Raw genomic sequence first — 21,510 nt, 5'->3', positions numbered from 1 at the left:
CCCGCTCCGCCCACCTCCGGCTCACCTCACCCCTCGGCCACGACCACCGCCGAGGCGACCCCCGCGTCATGACTCAACGACACATGCCACCCTTGAACCCCCAGTTCGGCCGCCCGCGCGGCGACACTCCCCCGCACCCGCAACCGGGGGCGCCCGCTGTCCTCGACATACACCTCCGCGTCCGTCCACAGCAGCCCGGGCGGCGCCCCCAGCGCCTTGGCCAGCGCCTCCTTCGCCGCGAACCGCGCCGCCAGCGAGGCGACCCCCCGCCGCTCCCCGCTCGGCAGCAACAACTCGCTCTCCAGAAAAAGCCGCTGGGCGAGTCCCGGCGTCCGTTCCAGCGACGCCGCGAACCGCTCGATCTCGGCCACGTCGATACCGACCCCGATGATGCTCATGCCGAGCACCCTACGGCCGTGCTGTCACAGGCGGCTGCTAGCCTGCGGCGACTTGATCACGTCAAGAGGAACGTCAAGACGAAGACGAACACCGCCGCGCGCCCTGGGGGGCCAGCCCGCGCGCCGCGGACAGTGACGCCAGGGGGCGGAGGAATGACCAGCACCACCAGCGGCATACCCATGGGTGCCGACACGGGCTCGTCGGGGCCGACATTCGACCCGTACGACAACACACCCGAGCTGATCCCGCTGCGCACCGCCGCGCAGGCCGGGGACTGGCCGGCGGTCCGGGCCTACTTCGCGGCGCTCGACTCCGTCGACCGGCTCGCCTCGGCCTCCAGCCTCCTCGCCGACATCCCCGGCGTCGAGAACTTCCTGGAGCGGGCGGCCGCCGACCTCCCCGGCGACCCGCTCCCGCGCGCGCTCCTCGCCGAGCGGTACGTCTACATCGGCTGGGACATCCGCAGCGGCGCCCGCGCCCAGCACGTCTCTCGGGAGCAGTTCACCCAGTTCCACGACTGGCTGCGCCGGGCCGAGCAGCTGCTGATCGAGGTGTGCGCCGAGCAGCCCGCGTACGCCCCCGCCTGGACCGCCCGCCTGATGACCGCCCGCGGCCTGCAACTGGGCCAGACGGAGGCCCGCCGCCGCTACGACCGGCTGTCCGCCCACCACCCCCACCACTACCGCGCCCAGACGCAGCTGCTCCAGCAGCTGTGCCCGAAGTGGAGCGGCTCCTGGGACGCGGCGCACGGCTTCGCCCGCGAGTGCGCGACCGCCGCCCCCGACGGTTCGAACTCCGGCGCCCTGGTCGCCCTCGCCCACATCGAGCACTGGCTGGATCTGGACAGCGGCGAGGACGCCGCCTACATGCGGGGCGTACCGGTCCGCGACGACCTGCGCCACGCCGCCCAGGTCTCCGTACTGCACCCCGATCACCGGCCCGACTGGAACTCGATCGGCGCGCACAACGCGTTCGCGTTCGCCTTCTCGCTCGGCGGCCACTTCGCGGACGCGGCCCCGCACTTCGCCTTCCTCGGCGACCGCGCGTCCGAGTTCCCCTGGCAGTACCTGCCCGACAAGAAGTCGGCGTACCTCAAGTCCCGCAAGGCCGCGCTGGAAAGCCGGGGAGGCGGCAACCGATGACCACGAACCTGCACGAGCACGAGCACGACAACCTCGGCAACGACAACGACAACGGCCTGGCCGCTCTCACGGCCCTCTCCGGCCTGGTCTCCCACACCACCACCCAGCACATCCCCACCCTCTACGCCCCCTCCTCCGGCAACGAGATCACCGCCGGTCTCTTCTTCCGGGTGGGCCGCGCCGACGAGACCCTCGCCACCGCCGGCATCACCCACCTCGTCGAGCACCTCGCCCTGCACCGCCTCGGCCTGTCCGACCTGCACTACAACGGCGCGACGGCGAACACGTACACCCTCTTCCACGTCACCGGCAGCGAGGAGGAGGTCGTCAAGTACCTCAACAGCGTGTGCGCGGGGCTGCGCGACCTGCCGATGGAACGGCTGGAGACGGAGAAGGAGATCCTCCGCACGGAGGCGGCCGGCCACGGCGGCGGCCCCCGGCAGCAGATGCCGCTGTGGCGCTACGGCGCCCAGAGCTACGGCCTGACCAGCTACAACGAGCTGGGCACCTGGAGCCTGACGCCCGATCAGGTACGTCACTGGGCGCAGACCCGCTTCACCAGGGACAACGCGGTGCTGTGGATCACCAGCGACCACGTGCCCGAGGGCCTGGACCTCACCCTCCCCCAGGGCACCCGCTTCCCCGCCCCCACCGCGACCAGCGCGCTGCCCACCACCCCCGCGTACATCAGCGGCGACGACGGCCACGTCGTCCTCACCGCCGTCCTGCGCCGTTCCACCGCCGCCAGCGTCTTCGCGGACGTCCTCGGCCGGGCCCTCTTCCAGGACCTGCGCCAGGAGGGCGGCTACTCCTACTCCGCGGAGGCCGACTACACCCCGCGCGACGCCGACTTCGCCACCCTCACCGCGTACGCCGACTCCCTGCCGCAGAAGCAGGACGCGGTCGTCGGCGGCTTCGTCGACACGCTCGCCCGCCTTCGCGCGGGCCGCATCGAGCAGTCGGAACTGGACTCCGTCCGCACCAAACTCCTCAAGATGTACGACACCCCCGACCTCGGCGCCGCCACCCTCCCCTCGTATGCGCTGAGCCTGCTGCTCGGGCACCGCATCCTCACCCCCGAGCAGCACAAGGCGGAGCTGAACGCGGTGACGCCGGACGACCTGCGCCAGGTCGCCCGCGAGACCTGGGACGGCGCGCTGCTCCAGGTCCCCGGCGGGGGCGTCGACTGGGCGGGCTTCACCCTCGCCCCCCAGTTCTCCACGACCTCCGTCACCGGCACCCGTCACCAGTCCCTGGAGGACGAACAGGTCACCCTGGTCATCGGCGCCGAGGGCGTGAGCCTCCTGACCCCGAGGGGCCCGATCACCGTCCGCTACGACGCCATCGCGGCGATGACCACCCGTCCCGACGGCGCCCGCACTCTCACCGGCCACGACGGTTTCTCGGTCACGGTGGAGCCCACCCTGTACCGGGGAGTGACCCCGGACCGGATAGCGGCACTGGACGCGGCGGTCGCCCCACAGTCGACGGTACGGATGCCGGCCCGCGAGCCCGACCGCATCCCCCAGCCCCGCAAGCGGACCCCGGCCCCACAGTCCTCCGCCGGCGGCCGCTCCACCTGGGGCTGGACCACCGCCCTCTGGCTCGTGGGCCTCCTGGCAGCCGCCTGGGGCCTGCTCTGCGCGGTGATCACCGCCGACGAGTCCGCGGCCACCAACCCGGAGTGGGACGCGGTCGTGGGCGTCTGGATCCTGGAACTCCCCCTGGCCTTCGCCACCTGGAAGCTGTACACGGCCCGAAGGACCCGCAGGCAGGGCTAGCCCCGGCGCCGGAACGAGCGGACGGCCGCCTGTCGGCCGAGGCCGCCCGCTCGTCCCGGCGTACCGACTCACTCCGGATGGGCCACTGCCTCCTTCTGCAGTTGGACCGCCGCCAGCAGGCTCAGCTTCGGCTCCGCCTTGCGCAGCGCCTTCACCGCCGCGACCGAGGCGACGTCCCCAGTGAAACCGACGGCGTCCAGCCGGGAGCGAACCCAGCGTGCGCGCAGTTGAGCTTCACCGACGGCGGCGTGGGCCTCGACGAGCGCGACGGCGCGCTCCAGCCCCGCCCGCTCCCCGTCCGAAGCACCGGCCACCGCCTGGCGCAACGCCGCCGCGACCACGTCTGCGTCCCGGATGACCAGCACGAAGTTGTGCTTGGGGTTCAGCCCCGCGATTCCTGTCATGCGGATCATCGTGTCCGTCAGATTCCGCCCCCGCCAAGCGACTTGAGCAGTCTCAGAGCCTCGGCACCCGGGCTGGGGCCCTTACTCCACCGTCACCGACTTCGCCAGGTTGCGCGGCTGGTCCACCTCGTTGCCGCGAGCCGTCGCCAGCTCGCACGCGAAGACCTGCAACGGCACCGTGGTCACCAGGGGCTGAAGCAAGGTCGGGGTGACAGGAACCCGTACGAGATGGTCGGCGTACGGCACCACCGCCTCGTCGCCCTCCTCCGCGATCACGATCGTCCGCGCACCCCGCGCCCGGATCTCCTGGATGTTGGACACGATCTTGTCGTGCAGGACGGACCGCCCGCGCGGCGAGGGCACGACCACCACCACCGGCAGATCCTCCTCGATGAGAGCGATCGGCCCGTGCTTCAGCTCCCCCGCGGCGAACCCCTCCGCGTGCATGTACGCCAGCTCCTTCAGCTTCAGCGCACCCTCCAGCGCGACGGGATACCCCACGTGCCGCCCCAGGAACAGCACCGTGTCCTTGCCGGCGAGCGACCGCGCCAGCTCCCGCACCGGCTCCATGGTCTCCAGCACCCGCTCGACCGCGCCGGAGATCCGCGCGAGGTCCCGGACGACGGCCCCGATCTCGTCCCCCCACTTGGTGCCGCGCACCTGGCCGAGATACAGGGCGACCAGATAGCAGGCGACCAGCTGCGTCAGGAACGCCTTCGTCGAGGCGACCGCCACCTCCGGCCCGGCGTGCGTGTAGAGCACCGCGTCCGACTCACGCGGGATGGTCGAGCCGTTGGTGTTGCAGATGGCCAGCACCTTCGACCCCTGCTCCCGCGCATGCCGCAGCGCCATCAGCGTGTCCATCGTCTCCCCGGACTGGGAGATGGCGATGACGAGCGAGCGTGAGCCCAGGATCGGATCCCGGTAGCGGAACTCGCTGGCCAGCTCCACCTCGCACGGGATCCGCGTCCAGTGCTCGATGGCGTACTTGGCGATGAGACCCGCGTGGAAGGCCGTACCGCACGCGACGATGACGACCTTGTCGACCTCCCGCAGCTCGGAGGGCGGGATCCGCACCTCGTCGAGGGTCAGCGCCCCGGAGGCGTCGATGCGGCCCAGCAGGGTATCGGCGACAGCCTTGGGCTGCTCGGCGATCTCCTTGAGCATGAAGTAGTCATAACCCCCCTTTTCCGCGGCCGACGCGTCCCAGTCGACGTGGTAGGAGCGCACGTCTGCCGGACGGCCGTCGAACCCGGTCACCGTCACACCGTCCCGGCGCAGCTCCACCACCTGGTCCTGACCCAGCTCGATCGCCGACCGCGTGTGGGCGATGAACGCGGCGACGTCCGAGGCGAGAAAGGCCTCGCCCTCTCCAACGCCCACCACGAGCGGTGAGTTCCGCCGCGCCCCGACCACCACGTCCGGCTCGTCCGCGTGCACCGCGACCAGCGTGAACGCCCCCTCCAGCCGTCGGCACACCAGCCGCATCGCCTCCGCCAGGTCGGAGGTCACGGAGAACTCCTCGGCGAGCAGATGCGCCACGACCTCGGTGTCCGTCTCGGAGAGCAGCTCGTGCCCCCGCTCGGCCAGCTCGGCCCGCAGCACGGCGAAGTTCTCGATGATCCCGTTGTGCACGACGGCGACGCGTCCGGCGTTGTCGAGATGAGGGTGGGCGTTGGCGTCCGTGGGCCCGCCGTGCGTGGCCCACCGGGTGTGCCCGATGCCCGTCGTCCCGGCGGGCAGCGGCCGTTCCGTCAGCTCCTTCTCCAGATTGACGAGCTTGCCCGCCTTCCGGGCGGCGGCGAGCCCTCCGTCGGCCGGCACGGCGACACCTGCCGAGTCGTACCCCCGGTACTCCAGCCGCTTCAGTCCGGCCATGACGACGTCGAGCGCCGACTGAGACCCCACGTATCCCACGATTCCGCACATGCGCGGCAGCCTACGACCGAATCCCGCCCCGAAAGAGCCTCCACGTGCCCGATTTCGGAAATTCCCACGGCCGTACGCCCCCTCCCTCGGCCCACCTCGTCCCACTCCCCGCCCCGGATCGTGACGGACCCCACCCACCGCCCCGTTCAAACTCCGTTAACAATGGAGTGTGATCTCTCCGGTCTCCCCGTTGCCCCGGAGCGCCCACCGGCACAAGCCGGAGGCGACTCCCTACGTCGACCTCACCCGAAGCGAGTGGAGCGCGCTGCGCGAGAAGACACCTCTGCCGCTGACCGCCGAGGAGGTCGAGAAGCTGCGCGGACTCGGCGACGTCATCGACCTCGACGAGGTGCGCGACATCTACCTCCCGCTCTCCCGTCTCCTCAACCTCTACGTGGGCGCCACCGACGGCCTGCGCGGCGCGCTGAACACCTTCCTCGGCGAACAGGGCTCGCAGTCCGGGACCCCGTTCGTGATAGGCGTCGCGGGCTCCGTGGCCGTGGGCAAGTCGACGGTCGCCCGCCTCCTCCAGGCCCTCCTCTCCCGCTGGCCGGAACACCCTCGCGTGGAGCTGGTCACCACGGACGGCTTCCTGCTCCCCACCAGGGAGTTGGAGGCCCGCGGCCTGATGTCGCGGAAAGGCTTCCCCGAGTCCTACGACCGCCGCGCGCTGACCCGCTTCGTGGCCGACATCAAGGCGGGAAAGGGCGAGGTCACGGCCCCTGTCTACTCCCACCTGATCTACGACATCATGCCCGACCGGAAGCTCACCGTCCGGCGCCCCGACATCCTCATCGTCGAGGGCCTGAACGTCCTTCAGCCCGCGCTCCCCGGCAAGGACGGCCGCACCCGAGTCGGCCTCGCCGACTACTTCGACTTCAGCGTGTACGTCGACGCGAGCGCCGAGGACATCGAGCGCTGGTACCTCAGCCGGTTCCGGAAACTGCGTCAGACCGCCTTCCAGAACCCCGACTCGTACTTCAGGAAGTACACCCAGGTCTCCGAGGACGAGGCCCTCGACTACGCCCGCACCCTCTGGCGGACCATCAACAAGCCCAACCTGGTGGAGAACATCGCCCCCACCCGCGGCCGGGCCACCCTCGTGGTCCGCAAGGGCCAGGACCACAAGGTCCAGCGCCTGAGCCTGCGCAAACTCTGACGGCTACCCTGCCCCCATGCTGCACCTGCGCCTGATCACCCCGGCCGACAAGACCGACGACGTGGTCCGCCTGATCGAGAAGACCGTCGGCACCACACACCTCGTCGTCGTACCGGGCGCCGCCCGCAACCCGGCCGGCGATGTCGTCATGTGCGACGTGGCACGCGAGGCGGGGGACGAACTCCTCACCGGCCTACAGGAGTTGGGCCTGCAAGAGACCGGCTCGATCGCCGTGGAGAACATCGATCTGTCGCTCTCCCTGCGCGCCGACAAGGCCGAGGCGGAGGCGCCGGGCGAGGGCGCCGACGCGGTCCTGTGGGAGCACCTCACGGACGCCACCCACGAGGAGTCGACGCTCTCCGTCACCTACGTCGCGTTCATCACTCTCGCCACGATGATCGCGGCCTGCGGCGTGGTGCTCGACAACGCGGTCCTGATCGTGGGCGCGATGGCGGTGGGCCCGGAGTTCGGCCCACTGGCCGGCGTCTCCACGTCGATCGTGCAGCGGGCCCCCCGCCTGGCCCTGCGCTCGCTGATCGCCCTGCTGGTCGGCTTCGCGGTGGCCATGGCGGCGACGGTGGGCTTCAGCCTCCTGATGGACGCCCTCGGCCAGTTCAGCAAGGAGCAGTTGGACGGCGCCCGCCCTCAGACCGGCTTCGTCTACGCCCCCGACGCGTTCTCCTTCATCGTGGCCGTCCTGGCAGGCATCGCCGGCACCCTCTCCCTGACCTCCGCGAAGTCCGGCGCCCTGGTGGGCGTGGCCATCTCGGTCACGACGGTCCCGGCAGCCGCCAACGCCGCCGTGGCCCTCAGCTATGGCGACACCAAGCAGACCTGGGGCTCAACAGAACAACTCCTGCTGAACCTCCTGGGCATCATCCTGGCAGGAACGTTGACATTGCTGGCCCAGAAGTACCTCTGGTCAAAGCAACGCCAACGAACCAACGAGGGCTAGGGGCAGGGCTTCTGCCTCAGGGCGCGGGGCTCTGTCGATGTGCGGTCCGCCGCGTGGGCGCGACCGGCCAGAAGCACCCGCAGCCCGAACCGCACAGACCCCGCCCCACCGAACCGCCCTTAACCCAGCGCCGACTTCACGACATCGGCCAGCCGCCCGGCAACGGACCGAGCCTGATCGATGTCAGCGGCCTCAACCATCACCCGCACAAGCGGCTCGGTCCCGGAAGGCCGAAGCAACACCCGCCCGGTGGACCCGAGCTCCCGCTCCGCCTCGGTGACGGCAACAGCGAGCTCGGCGGAGGAAGACACCCGCGACCGGTCGACGTCGGGCACATTGATCAGCACCTGAGGCAACCGCTCCATCACAGAGGCCAGCTCCCGCAGCGACCGCCCGCTCTCGACGACGCGAGCCGCCAGCATCAGGCCCGTCAGCGTCCCGTCACCGGTCGTCGCGTGGTCGAGGATGATCACGTGTCCGGACTGCTCGCCGCCGAGCGCGTACCCGTGCTCCTTCATCTCCTCCAGCACATACCGGTCGCCGACGGCGGCCTGCACCAGCTGGATCCCCTCGCGCTCCATGGCCAGCTTGAAGCCGAGGTTGGACATGACGGTCGCGACAACGGTGTCCGAGCGCAGCACGCCCCGCTCCCGCATGGACAGGGCCAGCACGGCGAGGATCTGGTCCCCGTCGATCTCCTCGCCCGTGTGGTCCACGGCGAGGCACCGGTCGGCGTCCCCGTCGTGCGCGACGCCGAGGTCGGCCCCGTGCTCGATGACCGCGGCCTTCAGCTTGTCCAGGTGCGTGGACCCGCACCCGTCGTTGATGTTGAGCCCGTCCGGCTCGGCCCCGATGGTCACGACCTCCGCGCCGGCCCGCGCGAACGCCTCCGGCGACACCCACGCCGCAGCGCCGTGCGCCTCGTCGAGGACGATCTTCAGCCCGTCGAGCCGGTTCGGCAGGACGGCGATGAGGTGGGCGACGTACCGGTCGAACCCCTCGTCGTAGGAGCGGACGCGTCCGACGCCGCTGCCGGTCGGCCGGTTCCAGGGCGCGCCGGTGCGGTGCTCCTCGTAGACGGACTCGATCCGGTCCTCGAGCTGGTCGGCGAGCTTGTGGCCGCCGCGGGCGAAGAACTTGACGCCGTTGTCGGGCATGGCGTTGTGGCTGGCGGAGAGCATCACGCCGAGGTCGGCGCCGAGCACGCCGGTGAGGTACGCGACGGCGGGCGTGGGCAGCACGCCGACCTTCAGCACGTCCACACCCGCGCTCGCCAGGCCGGCCACGACGGCGGCCTCCAGGAACTCCCCGGACGCGCGCGGGTCCCGTCCGACCACGGCCACCGGCCGGTGGCCCTCGAACGTGCCCGCCTCGGCCAGCACGTGCGCCGCCGCGACGGACAGGCCGAGCGCCATCTCCGCCGTCAGATCCGCGTTGGCGACACCGCGCACGCCGTCCGTGCCGAAGAGTCGTCCCACTTGTCCTCCTGAGGAAGCGTCAGTTTCAAAGGCTGTGCGGTCACGTTCGATGCCGCAGCGGCTCCCGCATCCAGGCATTGGATGCCCTGAACATCCGATCACACAAGCCTTTGAGCACCTTGTGCCGTTATACGCCCAGACTTGCGATAAAACGAACGCCCCGACGGCACAATGGCGTGCCGCCGGGGCGTTCGGAGTACGAGAGAGTGAGCCGGAGCTCGCTCCACATACGTACGAGCAGGCAGCGAAGCTTAGCGCTTGCTGTACTGCGGGGCCTTGCGGGCCTTCTTGAGACCGGCCTTCTTGCGCTCGACCGCACGGTCGTCACGCGTGAGGAAGCCGGCCTTCTTGAGGGCGCCACGGTTGTTGTCGACGTCGGCCTCGTTCAGCGCGCGGGCGACACCGAGACGGAGCGCACCGGCCTGACCGGAGACACCGCCACCCGAGATACGGGCGATGACGTCGTAGCGGCCGTCGAGCTCGAGCACCTTGAAGGGCTCGTTGACTTCCTGCTGGTGCACCTTGTTCGGGAAGTAGTCCTCGAGGGTGCGACCGTTGATCTTCCACTTGCCGGTGCCCGGAACGATCCGGACGCGGGCGATGGCGTTCTTGCGACGGCCCAGGCCGGCCGCCGGCTGGGCCTCGCCGAAGCGGGAGGCCAGGGACTCCGAGGTGTACTCACCCTCGACGGGGACCTCGGACTCGGTGGTGTAGCTGTCGATGTCGACGAGCTCGGTCTCTTCGAGCGGCTGCTCGGCAGTGGTCTCGGCCACGGTTCTCCTCAGATTCTCTTCAGCTTGGGGTGGTGTGGCCGGACTTACTGCGCGACCTGGGTGATCTCGAACGGCACAGGCTGCTGCGCCGCGTGCGGGTGCACGTCACCCTTGTAGACCTTCAGCTTCGAGAGCATCTGACGGCCGAGCGTGTTCTTGGGGAGCATTCCCTTGACGGCCTTCTCGACGGCCTTCTCGGGGTTGTTCGCCAGCAGGTCGTCGTAGCGCACGGAGCGCAGACCACCCGGGTACCCGGAGTGGCGGTAGGCCATCTTCTGGGTCCGCTTGTTGCCGGAGAGGTGCACCTTGTCGGCGTTGATGATGATGACGAAGTCACCGGTGTCGACGTGGGGGGCGTAGATCGGCTTGTGCTTGCCCCGGAGGAGGGACGCGGCAGTGGTGGCGAGACGGCCCAGGACGATGTCCTGAGCGTCGATGACGTGCCACTGGCGCGTCACATCGCCGGGCTTGGGGCTGTACGTACGCACGGTTCGTAGCCTTCGCTTCTTCAGTGAATGGTCCTGACAAGGTCACCGAAGACGATCACGACAGCCCAGACCGCACTGCGGTGACGCAAACCGCGTGCTGGTCGCTGGTCATCGGCCCGGTGGACCGGTGTAAGGGCCCGTCCCGTGAGAAGAGCGCGCCAATACACAACGAAGATGCAGGATACCCGCGTCTCGGGGGCCGGGTCAAAACGAGGCCTTACGGCGCACGACGCCCGAACGCGCACCGCGCCCCGCTCCGGCTCACCCGGTCACGGTCGGTCACCCCTCGAAGCGCCCCGCCACCGCTTTCCCGACGGACATGTGAGCATGTCGGCCTCACCAGGAACGACCACAGGAAACATCCGTCCCGAGTGGCCCGCACCACATGCGCGGGCGCGGCCTGGGAGAACGCCGTACCAACCACCCGGAGATGTCACGTTTGCCCGCACTCACGCCCGGAACTCCGGTGACTCCGGCGCTCGTCGAGGCGGAACAGCACCCCCCGCTCCCCGTCTAAGATGCGGCCCATGAGCTATGGGCAGGGGGGACCTCAGTCCCAGTGGGATCCGTGGAAACCGAACTCCCAGCAGCCGTGGGCCACCGGCGATGACGGCCGGACCCCGGACTGGGCCGCGCTCGCCGAGGCGTCCGAGACGCGCAACAAGCGCCGCCGGCTGCTCTTCATAGGCGGAGGCGCGCTCGCCACACTCGCCATCGGCACCGCCGTGGCCATGGCCGTGGTGTCGGCGAACGGCAACGACGAGGCGAACAAGCCGACGTCCTCGCTGCCCGCTACCGCCGGCCTGCCGAGCGCGTCCACCACCCCGTCCTTCGCGCCGACCAGCGCCCCGCCCCCGCTGGACCCGAAGGAGTTCGTCGCCAGCAAGGCCAAGGACACCGCCCCCAACGGTCCCGACCTCCTCTTCCCCGGCACGCAGCTCACCATGGGCTCGGCCGTGTACAAGAAGGGCCCCAAGGCGGACAGCACCACGTGCGCCACGGGCGCCGCGGGCACCCTGACCAAGGTCCTCACCGACAACGGCTGCACTCGCGTGATGCGGGTCACGTACACCAAGGACGGCCTCGCGGTGACGGTCGGAGTGGCCGTCTTCGACACCGAGGCGCAGGCCCTCAAGGCCAAGAGCCAGGCCGACGAGAAGAGCATCGTCAAGGCCCTCACCGGCGGGGACGTCAAGACCTTCTGCAACGGCGCGGTCTGCCGCTCGACGACCAACTCCTACGGCCGGTACGCCTACTTCACGATCACCGGCTTCACGAACGGCAAGGACGTGACGACGAAGGACACCGCGGCCTTCACCGCGGGCGACGACCTCGCCGAGTTCGCGTTCCAGCGGATCCGCCAGCGCGGCGAGGCCCAGGCGTCGGCGGCGGCCAACGGCTGACCTCACCCGCACCGGCCGAGAGGTCGAGTCAGCAGCACCCGGCCGCACCGGGCAGCGACCGCTTGTTCCGCGCTTCCTTGTTGCGCGCGGCAAGCAGCTCGTCGGCCGGGTAGCCGACCTCCTCCAGCGTCAGCCCGTGCGGCCGCACGACATGCACGGCCGAGTCCCGTACGCCCGCGGCGAGCACCTTCCCGGGCCACTCCGGACCCCGGTGGCCGTCCCCGACGAACAGCAGCGCCCCGATCAGCGAGCGCACCATGTTGTGGCAGAAGGCGTCGGCCCGGACGGTCGCGGTGATGATCCCGTCGGCGCCCTTTTCCAGCCGCAGCTCCTGGAGCGTGCGGATGGTGGTCGCCCCCTCCCGCCGCTTGCAGTAGGCGGCGAAGTCGTGCTCGCCGAGCAGCCGCCGCGCGGCCTCGTTCATGGCGTCGACGTCGAGCGGCCAGTCGTGCCACAGGACGTGGCCCCGCAGCAGCGGGTCGACACCCCCGGGGTTGTCGGTGACCCGGTACGCGTACCGCCGCCAGACGGCTGAGAACCGTGCGTTGAAGCCGCTGGGCGCCTCCCGCAGGGCCCACACCCGCACATCCCTGGGCAGCCGCCCGGCGAGCCGCTTGAGCAGCTTCTCGTGGTGCTCCACCCACACCTCGCGCGGCAGATCGACATGGGCGACCTGCCCCCGCGCGTGCACCCCGGCATCGGTACGCCCGGCAACGGTCAGCTCGTACGTCTCCCGGGACCGCGTCACGGTCCGCAGGGCGTCCTCGATCTCTCCCTGCACGGTCCGTCGTCCGCCGGCCTGCTTGGCCCACCCGGAGAACTCGGTCCCGTCGTAGGAAAGGTCGAGACGCATCCGTACGTGGCCGGGCTGTACTTCGTCACTCACCCCTGGATCCTCTCAGCACTGCAACCTTCGGAAAACGCGGAACGGGCCCGCCCTCGAAAGGGCGGGCCCGTTCACTGCGAGGCAGAGCCTCAGGCGTCCTTCGCGCTTTCACCAGCCGCTTCCGCGGCGGGCTCGGCAGCAGCCTCCTCGGCCGGAGCCTCGGTGGTCTCCTCCGCCTTGGCCTCGTCGGCCTCCTTGACCGCACGCTTGGTGGCGGCCTCGGCCTCACCGGTCGCCTGCTGCGCAACGGTCAGCGCCTCGACCAGCTCGATGACGGCCATGGGCGCGTTGTCGCCACGGCGGTTACCGATCTTGGTGATGCGGGTGTAGCCACCGGGACGGTTCTCGTAGCGCGGGCCGATCTCGGTGAAGAGCGTGTGCACGATGCTCTTGTCCGTGATCACCTGGAGCACCTGACGGCGGTTGTGAAGGTCGCCCTTCTTCGCCTTGGTGACCAGACGCTCGGCGTACGGACGCAGCTTGCGCGCCTTCGCCTCGGTGGTGGTGATACGGCCGTGCTCGAACAGCGCCTTCGCGAGGTTCGCGAGGAGCAGCTTCTCGTGCGCGGCGCTGCCGCCCATACGGGCACCCTTGGTGGGCTTCGGCATGGTGTTTCTCCTTGGTGTCTGCCCCGGCCGTGTCAGGTACCGAGGTCAGTATCCGAGCAGACGGTTGTCTGTCGGAGATCCGGGGTCCGCTCACGCGAACCCCGGAGAGGAACGAACCGATCAGTACTGCTCGGTCTCCACGAAGCCCGCGTCCGCGTCGTCGTCGGCGCCGAAGGCGTCGGCCGCGGCCGTGGGGTCGAATCCGGGCGGGCTGTCCTTGAGGGCCAGGCCCATGCCGGCCAGCTTCGCCTTGACCTCGTCGATGGACTTCGCACCGAAGTTGCGGATGTCCAGGAGGTCGGCCTCGGAGCGGGCGACGAGCTCACCCACGGAGTGGATGCCCTCACGCTTGAGGCAGTTGTACGACCGAACGGTGAGCTCCAGCTCCTCGATCGGCAGCGCCAGATCAGCGGCCAGGGCGGCGTCCGTCGGGGACGGACCCATGTCGATGCCCTCGGCGTCGATGTTCAGCTCGCGGGCGAGACCGAACAGCTCGACCAGCGTCTTGCCGGCGGACGCCATGGCGTCACGCGGACGCATGGCCTGCTTGGTCTCGACGTCGACGATCAGCTTGTCGAAGTCGGTGCGCTGCTCGACACGCGTGGCCTCGACCTTGTACGTGACCTTGAGAACCGGCGAGTAGATCGAGTCGACCGGGATGCGCCCGATCTCCTGACCGACCTGCTTGTTCTGCACGGCGGAGACGTAACCGCGGCCACGCTCGACCGTCAGCTCCATCTCCAGCTTGCCCTTGCCGTTGAGCGTGGCGAGGACGAGGTCGGGGTTGTGCACCTCGACACCGGCCGGGGGCGCGATGTCGGCGGCGGTGACCAGACCCGGACCCTGCTTGCGCAGGTACATCACGACCGGCTCGTCGTGCTCCGAGGAGACGACCAGCTGCTTGATGTTGAGGATCAGGTCGGTGACGTCCTCCTTGACGCCCGGCACGGTGGTGAACTCGTGCAGCACGCCGTCGATCCGGATGCTGGTGACAGCAGCGCCGGGGATCGAGGACAGGAGGGTACGACGGAGGGAGTTACCGAGGGTGTAGCCGAAGCCCGGCTCCAGCGGCTCGATCACGAACCGGGAGCGGAACTCGTCGACGACCTCTTCGGTCAACGAGGGACGCTGAGCAATCAGCATGTTGCGATCCTTCAGTCAGGGGCGCCCGCTATTTGACGCCCGACTCACCGGGCGGTAGCCCGATGTTGTTACTGCTGCAAGGGTACGGGCGGTACGCCTCATCCGAGACGTACCGCCCGGCTGTTTACATGTGGGGGACAACCCCCACACCTCCGGCCGAAATACCCCGAGGCACAGCAAGCCCTTCAGGCGCCGACGTCAGACGCGGCGACGCTTGGGCGGACGGCAGCCGTTGTGCGGGGTCGGGGTGACGTCCTGGATGGAGCCGACCTCGAGGCCCGTCGCCTGCAGGGAGCGGATGGCGGTCTCACGACCGGCGCCCGGGCCCTTGACGAAGACGTCGACCTTGCGCATGCCGTGCTCCTGCGCGCGACGGGCAGCCGACTCGGCGGCCATCTGCGCGGCGAACGGCGTGGACTTGCGGGAGCCCTTGAAGCCGACGTGGCCGGCGGAGGCCCAGGAGATCACGTTTCCGGCCGGGTCCGTGATGGACACGATCGTGTTGTTGAACGTGCTCTTGATGTGCGCCTGGCCGTGCGCGACGTTCTTCTTTTCCTTGCGGCGCACCTTCTTGGCAGCGCCCTGACGTCCCTTGGGGGGCATCTAATAACTCCTACGGGAGGTGGTCGGTCCTACAGCGAAGACCGCTGATGAGCGTCCGCTGAGGACTACTTCTTGCCCGGCTTCTTCTTGCCGGCGATGGCGCGACGCGGGCCCTTGCGGGTACGAGCGTTCGTGCTGGTGCGCTGACCGCGGACCGGCAGACCACGACGGTGACGGAGACCCTGGTAGCAGCCGATCTCCACCTTCCGGCGGATGTCGGCCTGGATCTCGCGACGAAGGTCACCCTCGGTCTTGATGTTGGCGTCCACGTACTCGCGGATCGCGACGAGCTGCTCCTCGGAGAGGTCGCGAACGCGGGTGTTCGGGTCGACGCCGGTCGCTGCCAGCGTCTCCTGGGAGAGGGTCCGGCCGATGCCGAACACGTAGGTGAGGGCGACCTCCACGCGCTTTTCGCGCGGGATGTCGACACCGGAAACGCGTGCCATTCAATGGCTCCAGTTGATCCTCGGAGGTCTTCCGCAGAACCTACCCCCAGCCGCCGGCCTCTTCGCTGGGAAGATTTGGTACGGACTGGGTCCCCGGCCTCCGAACCGGGGGTATCAGACGGGAAAACCCGCCCGGGCCCTGCGTATGAACAAATTCAGCTCGCGTCGCGCGAAGTCTCTGCGATATCCATGCAGAGGGTGTGATCCGTGTGCGGTCAGCCCTGGCGCTGCTTGTGGCGCGGGTTCTCGCAAATGACCATGACCCGACCGTGACGGCGGATCACCCTGCACTTGTCGCAGATCTTCTTGACGCTCGGCTTGACCTTCATGGGATGTGAAGTTCTCCGGGCTCAGTGCCCCCACGCCATACGGAGACGGGGGCAGGGGGAAGATCTACTTGTACCGTTGGAGTTCTCTTCCTGACGGATCAGAAAGGCTCTCCCCTGGATCGCTCCGGGAAGTTTGACAGGGCGAGCCTGTCCAGCAACGACCCTCCCGGCCGCCGAGGCGAGTACGAGACCCGCCCGTCACTTGTACCGGTAGACGATCCGGCCACGCGTCAGGTCGTACGGAGACAGCTCCACCACGACCCGGTCGTCAGGGAGGATACGGATGTAGTGCATACGCATCTTGCCGCTGATGTGTGCCAGGACCTGGTGGCCGTTCTGGAGCTCGACCTTGAACATGGCGTTCGGAAGAGACTCGACGACAGTGCCCTCGATCTCGATGGCACCTTGCTTCTTGGCCACGCTTCGCCCTTCGAATCGACTACCTTGATCGACTCCCCTGCTTTTCCCTTACGGGCGCATGCGGACATGCGGGTGCACGAGAGCCGACGAGTCAGTCTACGTCAGCGCCCCCGGAAAAACGAATCGGGAAGCCTGCCCCACGGGGGAGATCCTTAACCAGCGCTTTGAGCCCGCCCGGCACTCTCAGCCCGTCCGGCGATCGAGGACGCGGCTCTTCCCGGGCCGAAGCGGGGGTCTGAGGACGGCAGCCCCCAGGGACGGGACGGGAAGGGCGGCGGGGGGCGAAAACCCCCGCCACGTCCCTGGAGGGAACCTCAGGCCAGCGGATCGGGTGCAGCGACGACCCCGTGCTCGGCCAGCTTCGCCTTGCCGCCGTCCGGAGCGGTCAGCACCAGCGGCCCCGCCTCCGTCAACGCGACCGAGTGCTCCCAGTGGGAGGACCAGGTGCCGTCGGTCGTGATGACCGTCCAGTCGTCCTCCAGGACCTCGGTCCTCGGAGTGCCGAGCGACACCATCGGCTCGATCGCCAGGCAGAACCCCGGAACCAGCTTCGGCCCCTTGCCCCGCCTGCGGTCGACGTAGTTCAGCAGGTGCGGGTCCATGTGCATCTCGGTGCCGATGCCGTGGCCGCCGTAGTCCTCGACGATCCCGTACCGGCCGCCGCCGGGCTTGGGCTGCCGGCGGATGTACGTCTCGATGGCCCGCGACACGTCCACCAGGCGGTTGCCCTGCTTCATGGCCGCGATGCCGGCCCACATCGACTCCTCCGTCACCCGGGAGAGCTCGACCAGCTCCGGGGCGTGACCGGAGCCGACGAAGGCGGTGTACGCCGCGTCGCCGTGCCAGCCGTCCACGATCGCGCCGCAGTCGATGGAGATGATGTCGCCGTCCTTGAGGACGACCTCGTCGGAGGGGATGCCGTGGACGACGACGTCGTTCACGGACGTGCAGATCGTGGCCGGGAAGCCGCCGTACCCCAGGAAGTTCGACTTCGCGCCGTTCTCCGCCAGGACCTTGCGGGCGACCTCGTCCAGGTCCTTCGTCGTCGCCCCCGGCACCGCCGCTTCCCGCGTCGCCGCGTGGATGGCGGCGACGACCAGCCCCGCCGCACGCATCTTGGCGATCTGCTCGGGGCTCTTGATCTGCACCATGGGGGGCCTGCGCTCTCCGTCACTCAGGTGGGTCGGTCACGTACGTACACAACAGTACGGCCGTGGTGTCCCGGAGGACTCCACGGCCGTATCCGGGCCGACGACTACTGGTCGTCGCCCTCGCGCTTCAGTGCCGCCAGCGCACGGCCGGTGACCTCGTCCACCGGGCCCATGGCCTCGATGGTCACGACCAGGCCCTGCGCCTTGTAGTAGTCGATGATCGGCTCGGTCTGCGTGTGGTAGACCTCGAGCCGCGTGCGGACGGTTTCCTCGGAGTCGTCGTCCCGCTGGTACAGCTCGCCGCCGCAGACGTCACAGACGGCGTCCGTCGCGGGCTTCTTGTACGTCACGTGGAAGACGTGCGCGGAGTCGTTGCGGCAGATGCGCCGACCGGCGATCCGCTTGACGACCTCCTCCTCCGGGGCCTCCAGGTCCAGTACCGCGTCCAGCTTGATGCCCTCGGTGGTGAGGAGCTCGTCCAGCGCCTCCGCCTGCGAGACGTTGCGCGGGAAACCGTCCAGCAGGAAGCCGCGCTCGGCGTCCGGCTGCTCCATGCGGTCCTTGGCCATGGCGATGGTGACCTCGTCGGGGACGAGGTTGCCGGCGTCCATGTAGGACTTCGCGAGCTTCCCGAGTTCCGTCTGCCGGCTGATGTTGGCGCGGAACAGGTCGCCCGTGGAGATGTGCGGAACGCGCAGCTTCTCGGCCAGACGAGTGGCCTGCGTTCCCTTTCCGGCACCCGGCGGCCCGACGAGGACGATACGCATCAGCGGAGGAACCCTTCGTAATTGCGCTGCTGGAGCTGGCTCTCGATCTGCTTCACCGTTTCGAGACCGACACCCACGATGATCAGGATGCTGGTACCACCGAACGGGAAGTTCTGGCTTGCCCCGAAGCCAACCAACGCCATCGTCGGTACAAGAGCGATCAGACCCAGATACAGCGAACCCGGCCAGGTGATCCGGTTGAGCACGTACGACAGGTACTCAGCGGTCGGTCGGCCAGCCCGGATGCCCGGGATGAAGCCACCATACTTCTTCATGTTGTCGGCTACTTCCTCGGGGTTGAAGGAGATAGCCACGTAGAAGAACGCGAAGAAAACGATCAGCAGGAAGTACATGCTGATGTAGATCGGGTGGTCACCCTTGGTCAGGTTGGTCTCGATCCAGGTCTTCCAGCTGGAGGTTCCGCTGGAGAACTGGGCGACGAGAGCCGGGATGTAGAGCAGCGACGAGGCGAAGATGACCGGGATCACACCGGCCTGGTTCACCTTCAGCGGGATGTACGTCGAGGTACCGCCGTAGGAGCGGCGGCCGATCATGCGCTTCGCGTACTGCACCGGGATCCGGCGCTGGGCCTGCTCGACGAAGACCACCAGACCGACCATGACCAGGCCGACCAGGATGACGGTGCCGAACTCGATCCAGCCGCCCGCCAGCGTGCCCTGCTTCTTGATGGCCCACAGCGCGGACGGGAACGTCGCGGCGATCGAGATGAACATCAGGATCGACATGCCGTTGCCGATGCCGCGGTCGGTGATGAGCTCACCGAGCCACATGACCATGGCCGTACCGGCGGTCATGCAGATGACCATGACGATGGTGGTGAAGATCGCGCGGTCCGGGACGATGCTCGAGGCGACCGTGCAGCCGGAGAACAGGGCGCCGCTGCGGGCGGTGGCCACCAGGCCGGTGCCCTGGAGGATGGCGAGCGCCACGGTGAGGTAACGGGTGTACTGCGTGATCTTCGCCGTACCGGCCTGGCCCTCCTTCTTCAGGGCTTCCAGGCGCGGGATGACCACGGTCAGCAGCTGGAGAATGATGCTCGCCGTGATGTACGGCATGATGCCCAGCGCGAAAATGGTGATCTGCAGCAGCGCGCCGCCGCTGAACATGTTCACCAGACCGAAGAGGCCCTGGTTGCCGGACGCCTCGTCCACACACCGCTGAACGGACGTGTAGTCGACACCGGGGATCGGAATGTGCGTACCGACCCGGTAGATCACGATGATCCCGAGCGTGAAGAGGAGCTTCTTGCGCAGGTCGGGCGTCTTGAACGCCCGGGCGAACGCGGTGAGCACGGTGCCTCCTGCGACCCCCGCGCATCTGCGTCAAGGGTGACGGTCTTGAGGGTCCAATAAGAACAACGACAGCGACAACGACATGTGTAACGGTCGACTGCCGCTCAAGGTGCCCCATGGGAAGCACCTTGTGAAAAGTGGGCAGTGCTGGTCACCTTACCGGCGAGACCGCCACCCTAGGAACGACCAACCGGGGATACCCCATTTGTGGGGTATCCCCGGTCGGGATCGCTCAAGTCATCGAGACACCTGACTGGATCAGATGAGCTCGGTGACGGTACCGCCGGCGGCGGTGATCTTCTCCTTGGCGGAGCCGGAGACGGCGTCAACCGAAACCTGCAGCGCGACGGAGATCTCGCCCTGGCCGAGGACCTTGACGAGGCTGTTCTTGCGAACGGCACCCTTGGCGACGAGACCCTCGACGGTGACCTCGCCACCCTCCGGGTACAGCGCGGCCAGCTTGTCGAGGTTCACGACCTGGAACTCGGTCTTGAACGGGTTCTTGAAGCCCTTCAGCTTCGGAAGACGCATGTGGAGGGGCATCTGCCCGCCCTCGAAGCGCTCCGGAACCTGGTAGCGGGCCTTCGTGCCCTTGGTACCACGACCGGCCGTCTTACCCTTCGACGCCTCACCACGACCGACACGGGTCTTGGCGGTCTTGGCGCCCGGGGCGGGACGGAGGTTGTGGATCTTGAGCGGGTTGTTCTCCGCCATGATCAGTCGACCTCCTCGACCGTCACGAGGTGGCGGACGGTGTGCACCATGCCGCGGAACTCGGGGCGGTCCTCCTTGACGACCACGTCGTTCAGGCGCTTGAGCCCGAGCGAACGCAGGGTGTCACGGTGGTTCTGCTTGCTGCCGATGTACGACTTCGTCTGCGTGATCTTGAGCTGAGCCATTACGCAGCACCAGCCCCGGCACGCGCACGAAGCAGAGCCGCGGGAGCGACGTCCTCGAGGGGCAGACCGCGGCGGGCCGCGATCTCCTCGGGACGCTGCAGGCCCTTCAGGGCCTCCACGGTCGCGTGCACGATGTTGATCGCGTTCGACGAGCCGAGCGACTTCGACAGGATGTCGTGCACGCCGGCGCACTCGAGCACGGCACGCACCGGGCCACCGGCGATGACGCCGGTACCGGGGGAAGCAGGCTTGAGCAGGACGACGCCCGCGGCCTTCTCGCCCGTGATCGGGTGCGGGATGGTGCCCTGGATGCGGGGGACCTTGAAGAAGTGCTTCTTGGCCTCCTCAACACCCTTGGCGATGGCGGCCGGCACCTCCTTGGCCTTGCCGTAACCGACACCCACGGTGCCGTCACCGTCGCCCACCACGACCAGCGCGGTGAAGCTGAAGCGACGACCACCCTTCACAACCTTGGCGACACGGTTGATCGCGACGACGCGCTCAACGTACGCGGTCTTCTCGGCGGCAGCAGCGCCGCCGTCACGGCCCTTCCGGTCCCGCCGCTCGCCGCCACCGGCACCGCCACCGCGGCGCTGGGGTCCAGCCATTGGAATTACCTCTCTCTGTTTCCGCTAGCTACGGAACCGGCTCAGAACTTGAGCCCGGCCTCGCGGGCGGCGTCCGCCAGGGCGGCGATGCGCCCGGCGTACTGGTTACCACCACGGTCGAATACGACACTCTCGACACCGGCGGCCTTGGCACGCTCGGCGACCAGGGCGCCGACCTGCTTGGCCTGCGAGGACTTGTCGCCCTCGCCGCCGCGGACCGACGTGTCCAGGGTGGACGCCGACGCCAGGGTGTGACCCTTGATGTCGTCGATCACCTGGGCCACGATGTGGCGGTTCGAGCGGGTAACGACCAGACGGGGACGCTCCGCCGTACCGGAGATCCGCTTGCGGATCCGGATGTGACGGCGCTTGATCGCGGCGCGCTTGTAGGCGTCGCCCTTCAGGATCTTCTGTCCGTATGCCATG

25 protein-coding genes are annotated in these 21,510 nt (G+C 68.7%); 5 read left to right on the top strand and 20 right to left on the bottom strand.

Annotated elements, in window-relative coordinates; all coding sequences use genetic code 11:
- Window positions 1-26: 26 nt before the first annotated feature.
- Complete coding sequence (locus tag OG289_RS30685) at window positions 27-398, bottom strand: holo-ACP synthase (RefSeq protein ID WP_327317273.1); 372 nt, start codon at window positions 396-398, stop codon at window positions 27-29.
- A gap of 153 nt (window positions 399-551) precedes the next feature.
- Between OG289_RS30685 and OG289_RS30680 the strand changes: the two genes are divergently transcribed.
- Both OG289_RS30680 and OG289_RS30675 read left to right on the top strand, forming a co-directional pair.
- Window positions 552-1,541, top strand: a complete 990-nt coding sequence (locus OG289_RS30680; protein WP_327317272.1) for a hypothetical protein — start codon at window positions 552-554, stop codon at window positions 1,539-1,541.
- Window positions 1,538-3,322: a M16 family metallopeptidase gene (locus OG289_RS30675; protein WP_327317271.1), complete on the top strand. Its 1,785-nt coding sequence runs from the start codon at window positions 1,538-1,540 to the stop codon at window positions 3,320-3,322. Before OG289_RS30680 ends, OG289_RS30675 begins: the two co-directional genes overlap by 4 nt.
- A gap of 68 nt (window positions 3,323-3,390) precedes the next feature.
- On the opposite strand, the gene OG289_RS30670 is transcribed toward OG289_RS30675, so the two are convergent.
- Both OG289_RS30670 and glmS read right to left on the bottom strand, forming a co-directional pair.
- Window positions 3,391-3,726 carry a hypothetical protein gene (locus OG289_RS30670; RefSeq protein ID WP_327317270.1) on the bottom strand — a complete coding sequence of 112 codons (336 nt, stop codon included), beginning with the start codon at window positions 3,724-3,726 and terminating at the stop codon, window positions 3,391-3,393.
- A gap of 81 nt (window positions 3,727-3,807) precedes the next feature.
- Window positions 3,808-5,655 (bottom strand): glutamine--fructose-6-phosphate transaminase (isomerizing), encoded by a 1,848-nt coding sequence (gene glmS / locus OG289_RS30665; protein WP_327317269.1) that lies wholly within the window; start codon window positions 5,653-5,655, stop codon window positions 3,808-3,810.
- A gap of 169 nt (window positions 5,656-5,824) precedes the next feature.
- Here glmS and coaA point away from each other — a divergent pair, with 169 nt between their 5' ends.
- Together coaA and OG289_RS30655 are read left to right on the top strand one after the other, a co-directional pair.
- Window positions 5,825-6,814, top strand: a complete 990-nt coding sequence (gene coaA, locus OG289_RS30660) for a type I pantothenate kinase (protein ID WP_327317268.1) — start codon at window positions 5,825-5,827, stop codon at window positions 6,812-6,814.
- 16 nt (window positions 6,815-6,830) lie between these two features.
- Window positions 6,831-7,769: a DUF389 domain-containing protein gene (locus tag OG289_RS30655; protein WP_327317267.1), complete on the top strand. Its 939-nt coding sequence runs from the start codon at window positions 6,831-6,833 to the stop codon at window positions 7,767-7,769.
- A gap of 119 nt (window positions 7,770-7,888) precedes the next feature.
- On the opposite strand, the gene glmM is transcribed toward OG289_RS30655, so the two are convergent.
- From glmM to rplM, 3 genes are all read right to left on the bottom strand, one after another.
- Entirely contained in the window at window positions 7,889-9,247 is a 1,359-nt protein-coding gene (gene glmM / locus OG289_RS30650; protein ID WP_327317266.1) for a phosphoglucosamine mutase, read from the bottom strand.
- 251 nt (window positions 9,248-9,498) lie between these two features.
- The gene (gene rpsI / locus OG289_RS30645; RefSeq protein WP_327317265.1) at window positions 9,499-10,020 is read right to left on the bottom strand and encodes a 30S ribosomal protein S9; all 522 of its coding nucleotides are present in this window, start codon (window positions 10,018-10,020) and stop codon (window positions 9,499-9,501) included.
- A gap of 44 nt (window positions 10,021-10,064) precedes the next feature.
- Complete coding sequence (gene rplM, locus OG289_RS30640; RefSeq protein ID WP_020132189.1) at window positions 10,065-10,508, bottom strand: 50S ribosomal protein L13; 444 nt, start codon at window positions 10,506-10,508, stop codon at window positions 10,065-10,067.
- Between the two features lie 527 nt (window positions 10,509-11,035).
- Here rplM and OG289_RS30635 point away from each other — a divergent pair.
- A complete protein-coding gene (locus tag OG289_RS30635; RefSeq protein ID WP_327317264.1) occupies window positions 11,036-11,911 on the top strand; it encodes a hypothetical protein in 876 nt (291 codons plus the stop codon).
- 28 nt (window positions 11,912-11,939) lie between these two features.
- On the opposite strand, the gene truA is transcribed toward OG289_RS30635, so the two are convergent.
- From truA to rplR, 14 genes are all read right to left on the bottom strand, one after another.
- On the bottom strand, window positions 11,940-12,797 hold the full coding sequence (gene truA, locus OG289_RS30630; protein WP_327317263.1) for a tRNA pseudouridine(38-40) synthase TruA: 858 nt from the start codon (window positions 12,795-12,797) through the stop codon (window positions 11,940-11,942).
- An 89-nt stretch (window positions 12,798-12,886) separates the two neighbouring features.
- Window positions 12,887-13,405 (bottom strand): 50S ribosomal protein L17, encoded by a 519-nt coding sequence (gene rplQ, locus OG289_RS30625; protein WP_327317262.1) that lies wholly within the window; start codon window positions 13,403-13,405, stop codon window positions 12,887-12,889.
- Window positions 13,406-13,525: 120 nt separating this feature from the next.
- On the bottom strand, window positions 13,526-14,548 hold the full coding sequence (locus OG289_RS30620) for a DNA-directed RNA polymerase subunit alpha (protein ID WP_003966937.1): 1,023 nt from the start codon (window positions 14,546-14,548) through the stop codon (window positions 13,526-13,528).
- 198 nt (window positions 14,549-14,746) lie between these two features.
- On the bottom strand, window positions 14,747-15,151 hold the full coding sequence (gene rpsK / locus OG289_RS30615) for a 30S ribosomal protein S11 (RefSeq protein ID WP_010354218.1): 405 nt from the start codon (window positions 15,149-15,151) through the stop codon (window positions 14,747-14,749).
- Window positions 15,152-15,216: 65 nt separating this feature from the next.
- On the bottom strand, window positions 15,217-15,597 hold the full coding sequence (rpsM, locus tag OG289_RS30610; RefSeq protein WP_020132619.1) for a 30S ribosomal protein S13: 381 nt from the start codon (window positions 15,595-15,597) through the stop codon (window positions 15,217-15,219).
- 215 nt (window positions 15,598-15,812) lie between these two features.
- Entirely contained in the window at window positions 15,813-15,926 is a 114-nt protein-coding gene (rpmJ, locus tag OG289_RS30605) for a 50S ribosomal protein L36 (protein ID WP_003998809.1), read from the bottom strand.
- Window positions 15,927-16,124: 198 nt separating this feature from the next.
- On the bottom strand, window positions 16,125-16,346 hold the full coding sequence (gene infA, locus OG289_RS30600) for a translation initiation factor IF-1 (RefSeq protein ID WP_003948620.1): 222 nt from the start codon (window positions 16,344-16,346) through the stop codon (window positions 16,125-16,127).
- 314 nt (window positions 16,347-16,660) lie between these two features.
- Window positions 16,661-17,497 (bottom strand): type I methionyl aminopeptidase, encoded by an 837-nt coding sequence (gene map / locus OG289_RS30595; RefSeq protein ID WP_327317261.1) that lies wholly within the window; start codon window positions 17,495-17,497, stop codon window positions 16,661-16,663.
- A gap of 104 nt (window positions 17,498-17,601) precedes the next feature.
- The gene (locus OG289_RS30590) at window positions 17,602-18,264 is read right to left on the bottom strand and encodes an adenylate kinase (protein ID WP_327317260.1); all 663 of its coding nucleotides are present in this window, start codon (window positions 18,262-18,264) and stop codon (window positions 17,602-17,604) included.
- Window positions 18,264-19,577: a preprotein translocase subunit SecY gene (gene secY, locus OG289_RS30585; protein ID WP_327317259.1), complete on the bottom strand. Its 1,314-nt coding sequence runs from the start codon at window positions 19,575-19,577 to the stop codon at window positions 18,264-18,266. Before secY ends, OG289_RS30590 begins: the two co-directional genes overlap by 1 nt.
- Before the next feature lie 258 nt (window positions 19,578-19,835).
- Window positions 19,836-20,291 (bottom strand): 50S ribosomal protein L15, encoded by a 456-nt coding sequence (gene rplO / locus OG289_RS30580; RefSeq protein WP_079660409.1) that lies wholly within the window; start codon window positions 20,289-20,291, stop codon window positions 19,836-19,838.
- Between the two features lie 2 nt (window positions 20,292-20,293).
- Window positions 20,294-20,476, bottom strand: a complete 183-nt coding sequence (rpmD, locus tag OG289_RS30575; protein ID WP_030788246.1) for a 50S ribosomal protein L30 — start codon at window positions 20,474-20,476, stop codon at window positions 20,294-20,296.
- Window positions 20,476-21,084, bottom strand: a complete 609-nt coding sequence (gene rpsE / locus OG289_RS30570; protein WP_013001409.1) for a 30S ribosomal protein S5 — start codon at window positions 21,082-21,084, stop codon at window positions 20,476-20,478. The genes rpmD and rpsE overlap by 1 nt, the downstream gene beginning before the upstream one ends.
- Before the next feature lie 41 nt (window positions 21,085-21,125).
- The gene (rplR, locus tag OG289_RS30565) at window positions 21,126-21,509 is read right to left on the bottom strand and encodes a 50S ribosomal protein L18 (protein ID WP_327317257.1); all 384 of its coding nucleotides are present in this window, start codon (window positions 21,507-21,509) and stop codon (window positions 21,126-21,128) included.
- Between the last annotated feature and the right edge of the window lies 1 nt (window position 21,510).

Origin of the sequence: Streptomyces sp. NBC_01235 (assembly GCF_035989285.1) — a bacterium.
GTDB lineage: Bacteria > Actinomycetota > Actinomycetes > Streptomycetales > Streptomycetaceae > Streptomyces.
This window is presented reverse-complemented; position numbering and strand designations above follow the sequence as displayed.

Excerpts from the sequence above, each read along its gene's own strand:
- OG289_RS30590 (WP_327317260.1), bottom strand. The coding sequence starts at position 18,264 with ATGCGTATCGTCCTCGTCGGGCCGCCGGGTGCCGGAAAGGGAACGCAG.
- rpmD (WP_030788246.1), bottom strand. The coding sequence starts at position 20,476 with ATGGCTCAGCTCAAGATCACGCAGACGAAGTCGTACATCGGCAGCAAG.
- OG289_RS30685 (WP_327317273.1), bottom strand. The coding sequence starts at position 398 with ATGAGCATCATCGGGGTCGGTATCGACGTGGCCGAGATCGAGCGGTTC.
- rpsE (WP_013001409.1), bottom strand. The coding sequence starts at position 21,084 with ATGGCTGGACCCCAGCGCCGCGGTGGCGGTGCCGGTGGCGGCGAGCGG.
- OG289_RS30680 (WP_327317272.1), top strand. The coding sequence starts at position 552 with ATGACCAGCACCACCAGCGGCATACCCATGGGTGCCGACACGGGCTCG.
- rpsM (WP_020132619.1), bottom strand. The coding sequence starts at position 15,597 with ATGGCACGCGTTTCCGGTGTCGACATCCCGCGCGAAAAGCGCGTGGAG.
- map (WP_327317261.1), bottom strand. The coding sequence starts at position 17,497 with ATGGTGCAGATCAAGAGCCCCGAGCAGATCGCCAAGATGCGTGCGGCG.
- rplR (WP_327317257.1), bottom strand. The coding sequence starts at position 21,509 with ATGGCATACGGACAGAAGATCCTGAAGGGCGACGCCTACAAGCGCGCC.
- OG289_RS30655 (WP_327317267.1), top strand. The coding sequence starts at position 6,831 with ATGCTGCACCTGCGCCTGATCACCCCGGCCGACAAGACCGACGACGTG.
- rpmJ (WP_003998809.1), bottom strand. The coding sequence starts at position 15,926 with ATGAAGGTCAAGCCGAGCGTCAAGAAGATCTGCGACAAGTGCAGGGTG.
- rplQ (WP_327317262.1), bottom strand. The coding sequence starts at position 13,405 with ATGCCGAAGCCCACCAAGGGTGCCCGTATGGGCGGCAGCGCCGCGCAC.
- rplO (WP_079660409.1), bottom strand. The coding sequence starts at position 20,291 with ATGGCGGAGAACAACCCGCTCAAGATCCACAACCTCCGTCCCGCCCCG.
- OG289_RS30620 (WP_003966937.1), bottom strand. The coding sequence starts at position 14,548 with ATGCTGATTGCTCAGCGTCCCTCGTTGACCGAAGAGGTCGTCGACGAG.
- OG289_RS30635 (WP_327317264.1), top strand. The coding sequence starts at position 11,036 with ATGAGCTATGGGCAGGGGGGACCTCAGTCCCAGTGGGATCCGTGGAAA.
- rpsK (WP_010354218.1), bottom strand. The coding sequence starts at position 15,151 with ATGCCCCCCAAGGGACGTCAGGGCGCTGCCAAGAAGGTGCGCCGCAAG.
- OG289_RS30675 (WP_327317271.1), top strand. The coding sequence starts at position 1,538 with ATGACCACGAACCTGCACGAGCACGAGCACGACAACCTCGGCAACGAC.
- glmS (WP_327317269.1), bottom strand. The coding sequence starts at position 5,655 with ATGTGCGGAATCGTGGGATACGTGGGGTCTCAGTCGGCGCTCGACGTC.
- OG289_RS30670 (WP_327317270.1), bottom strand. The coding sequence starts at position 3,726 with ATGACAGGAATCGCGGGGCTGAACCCCAAGCACAACTTCGTGCTGGTC.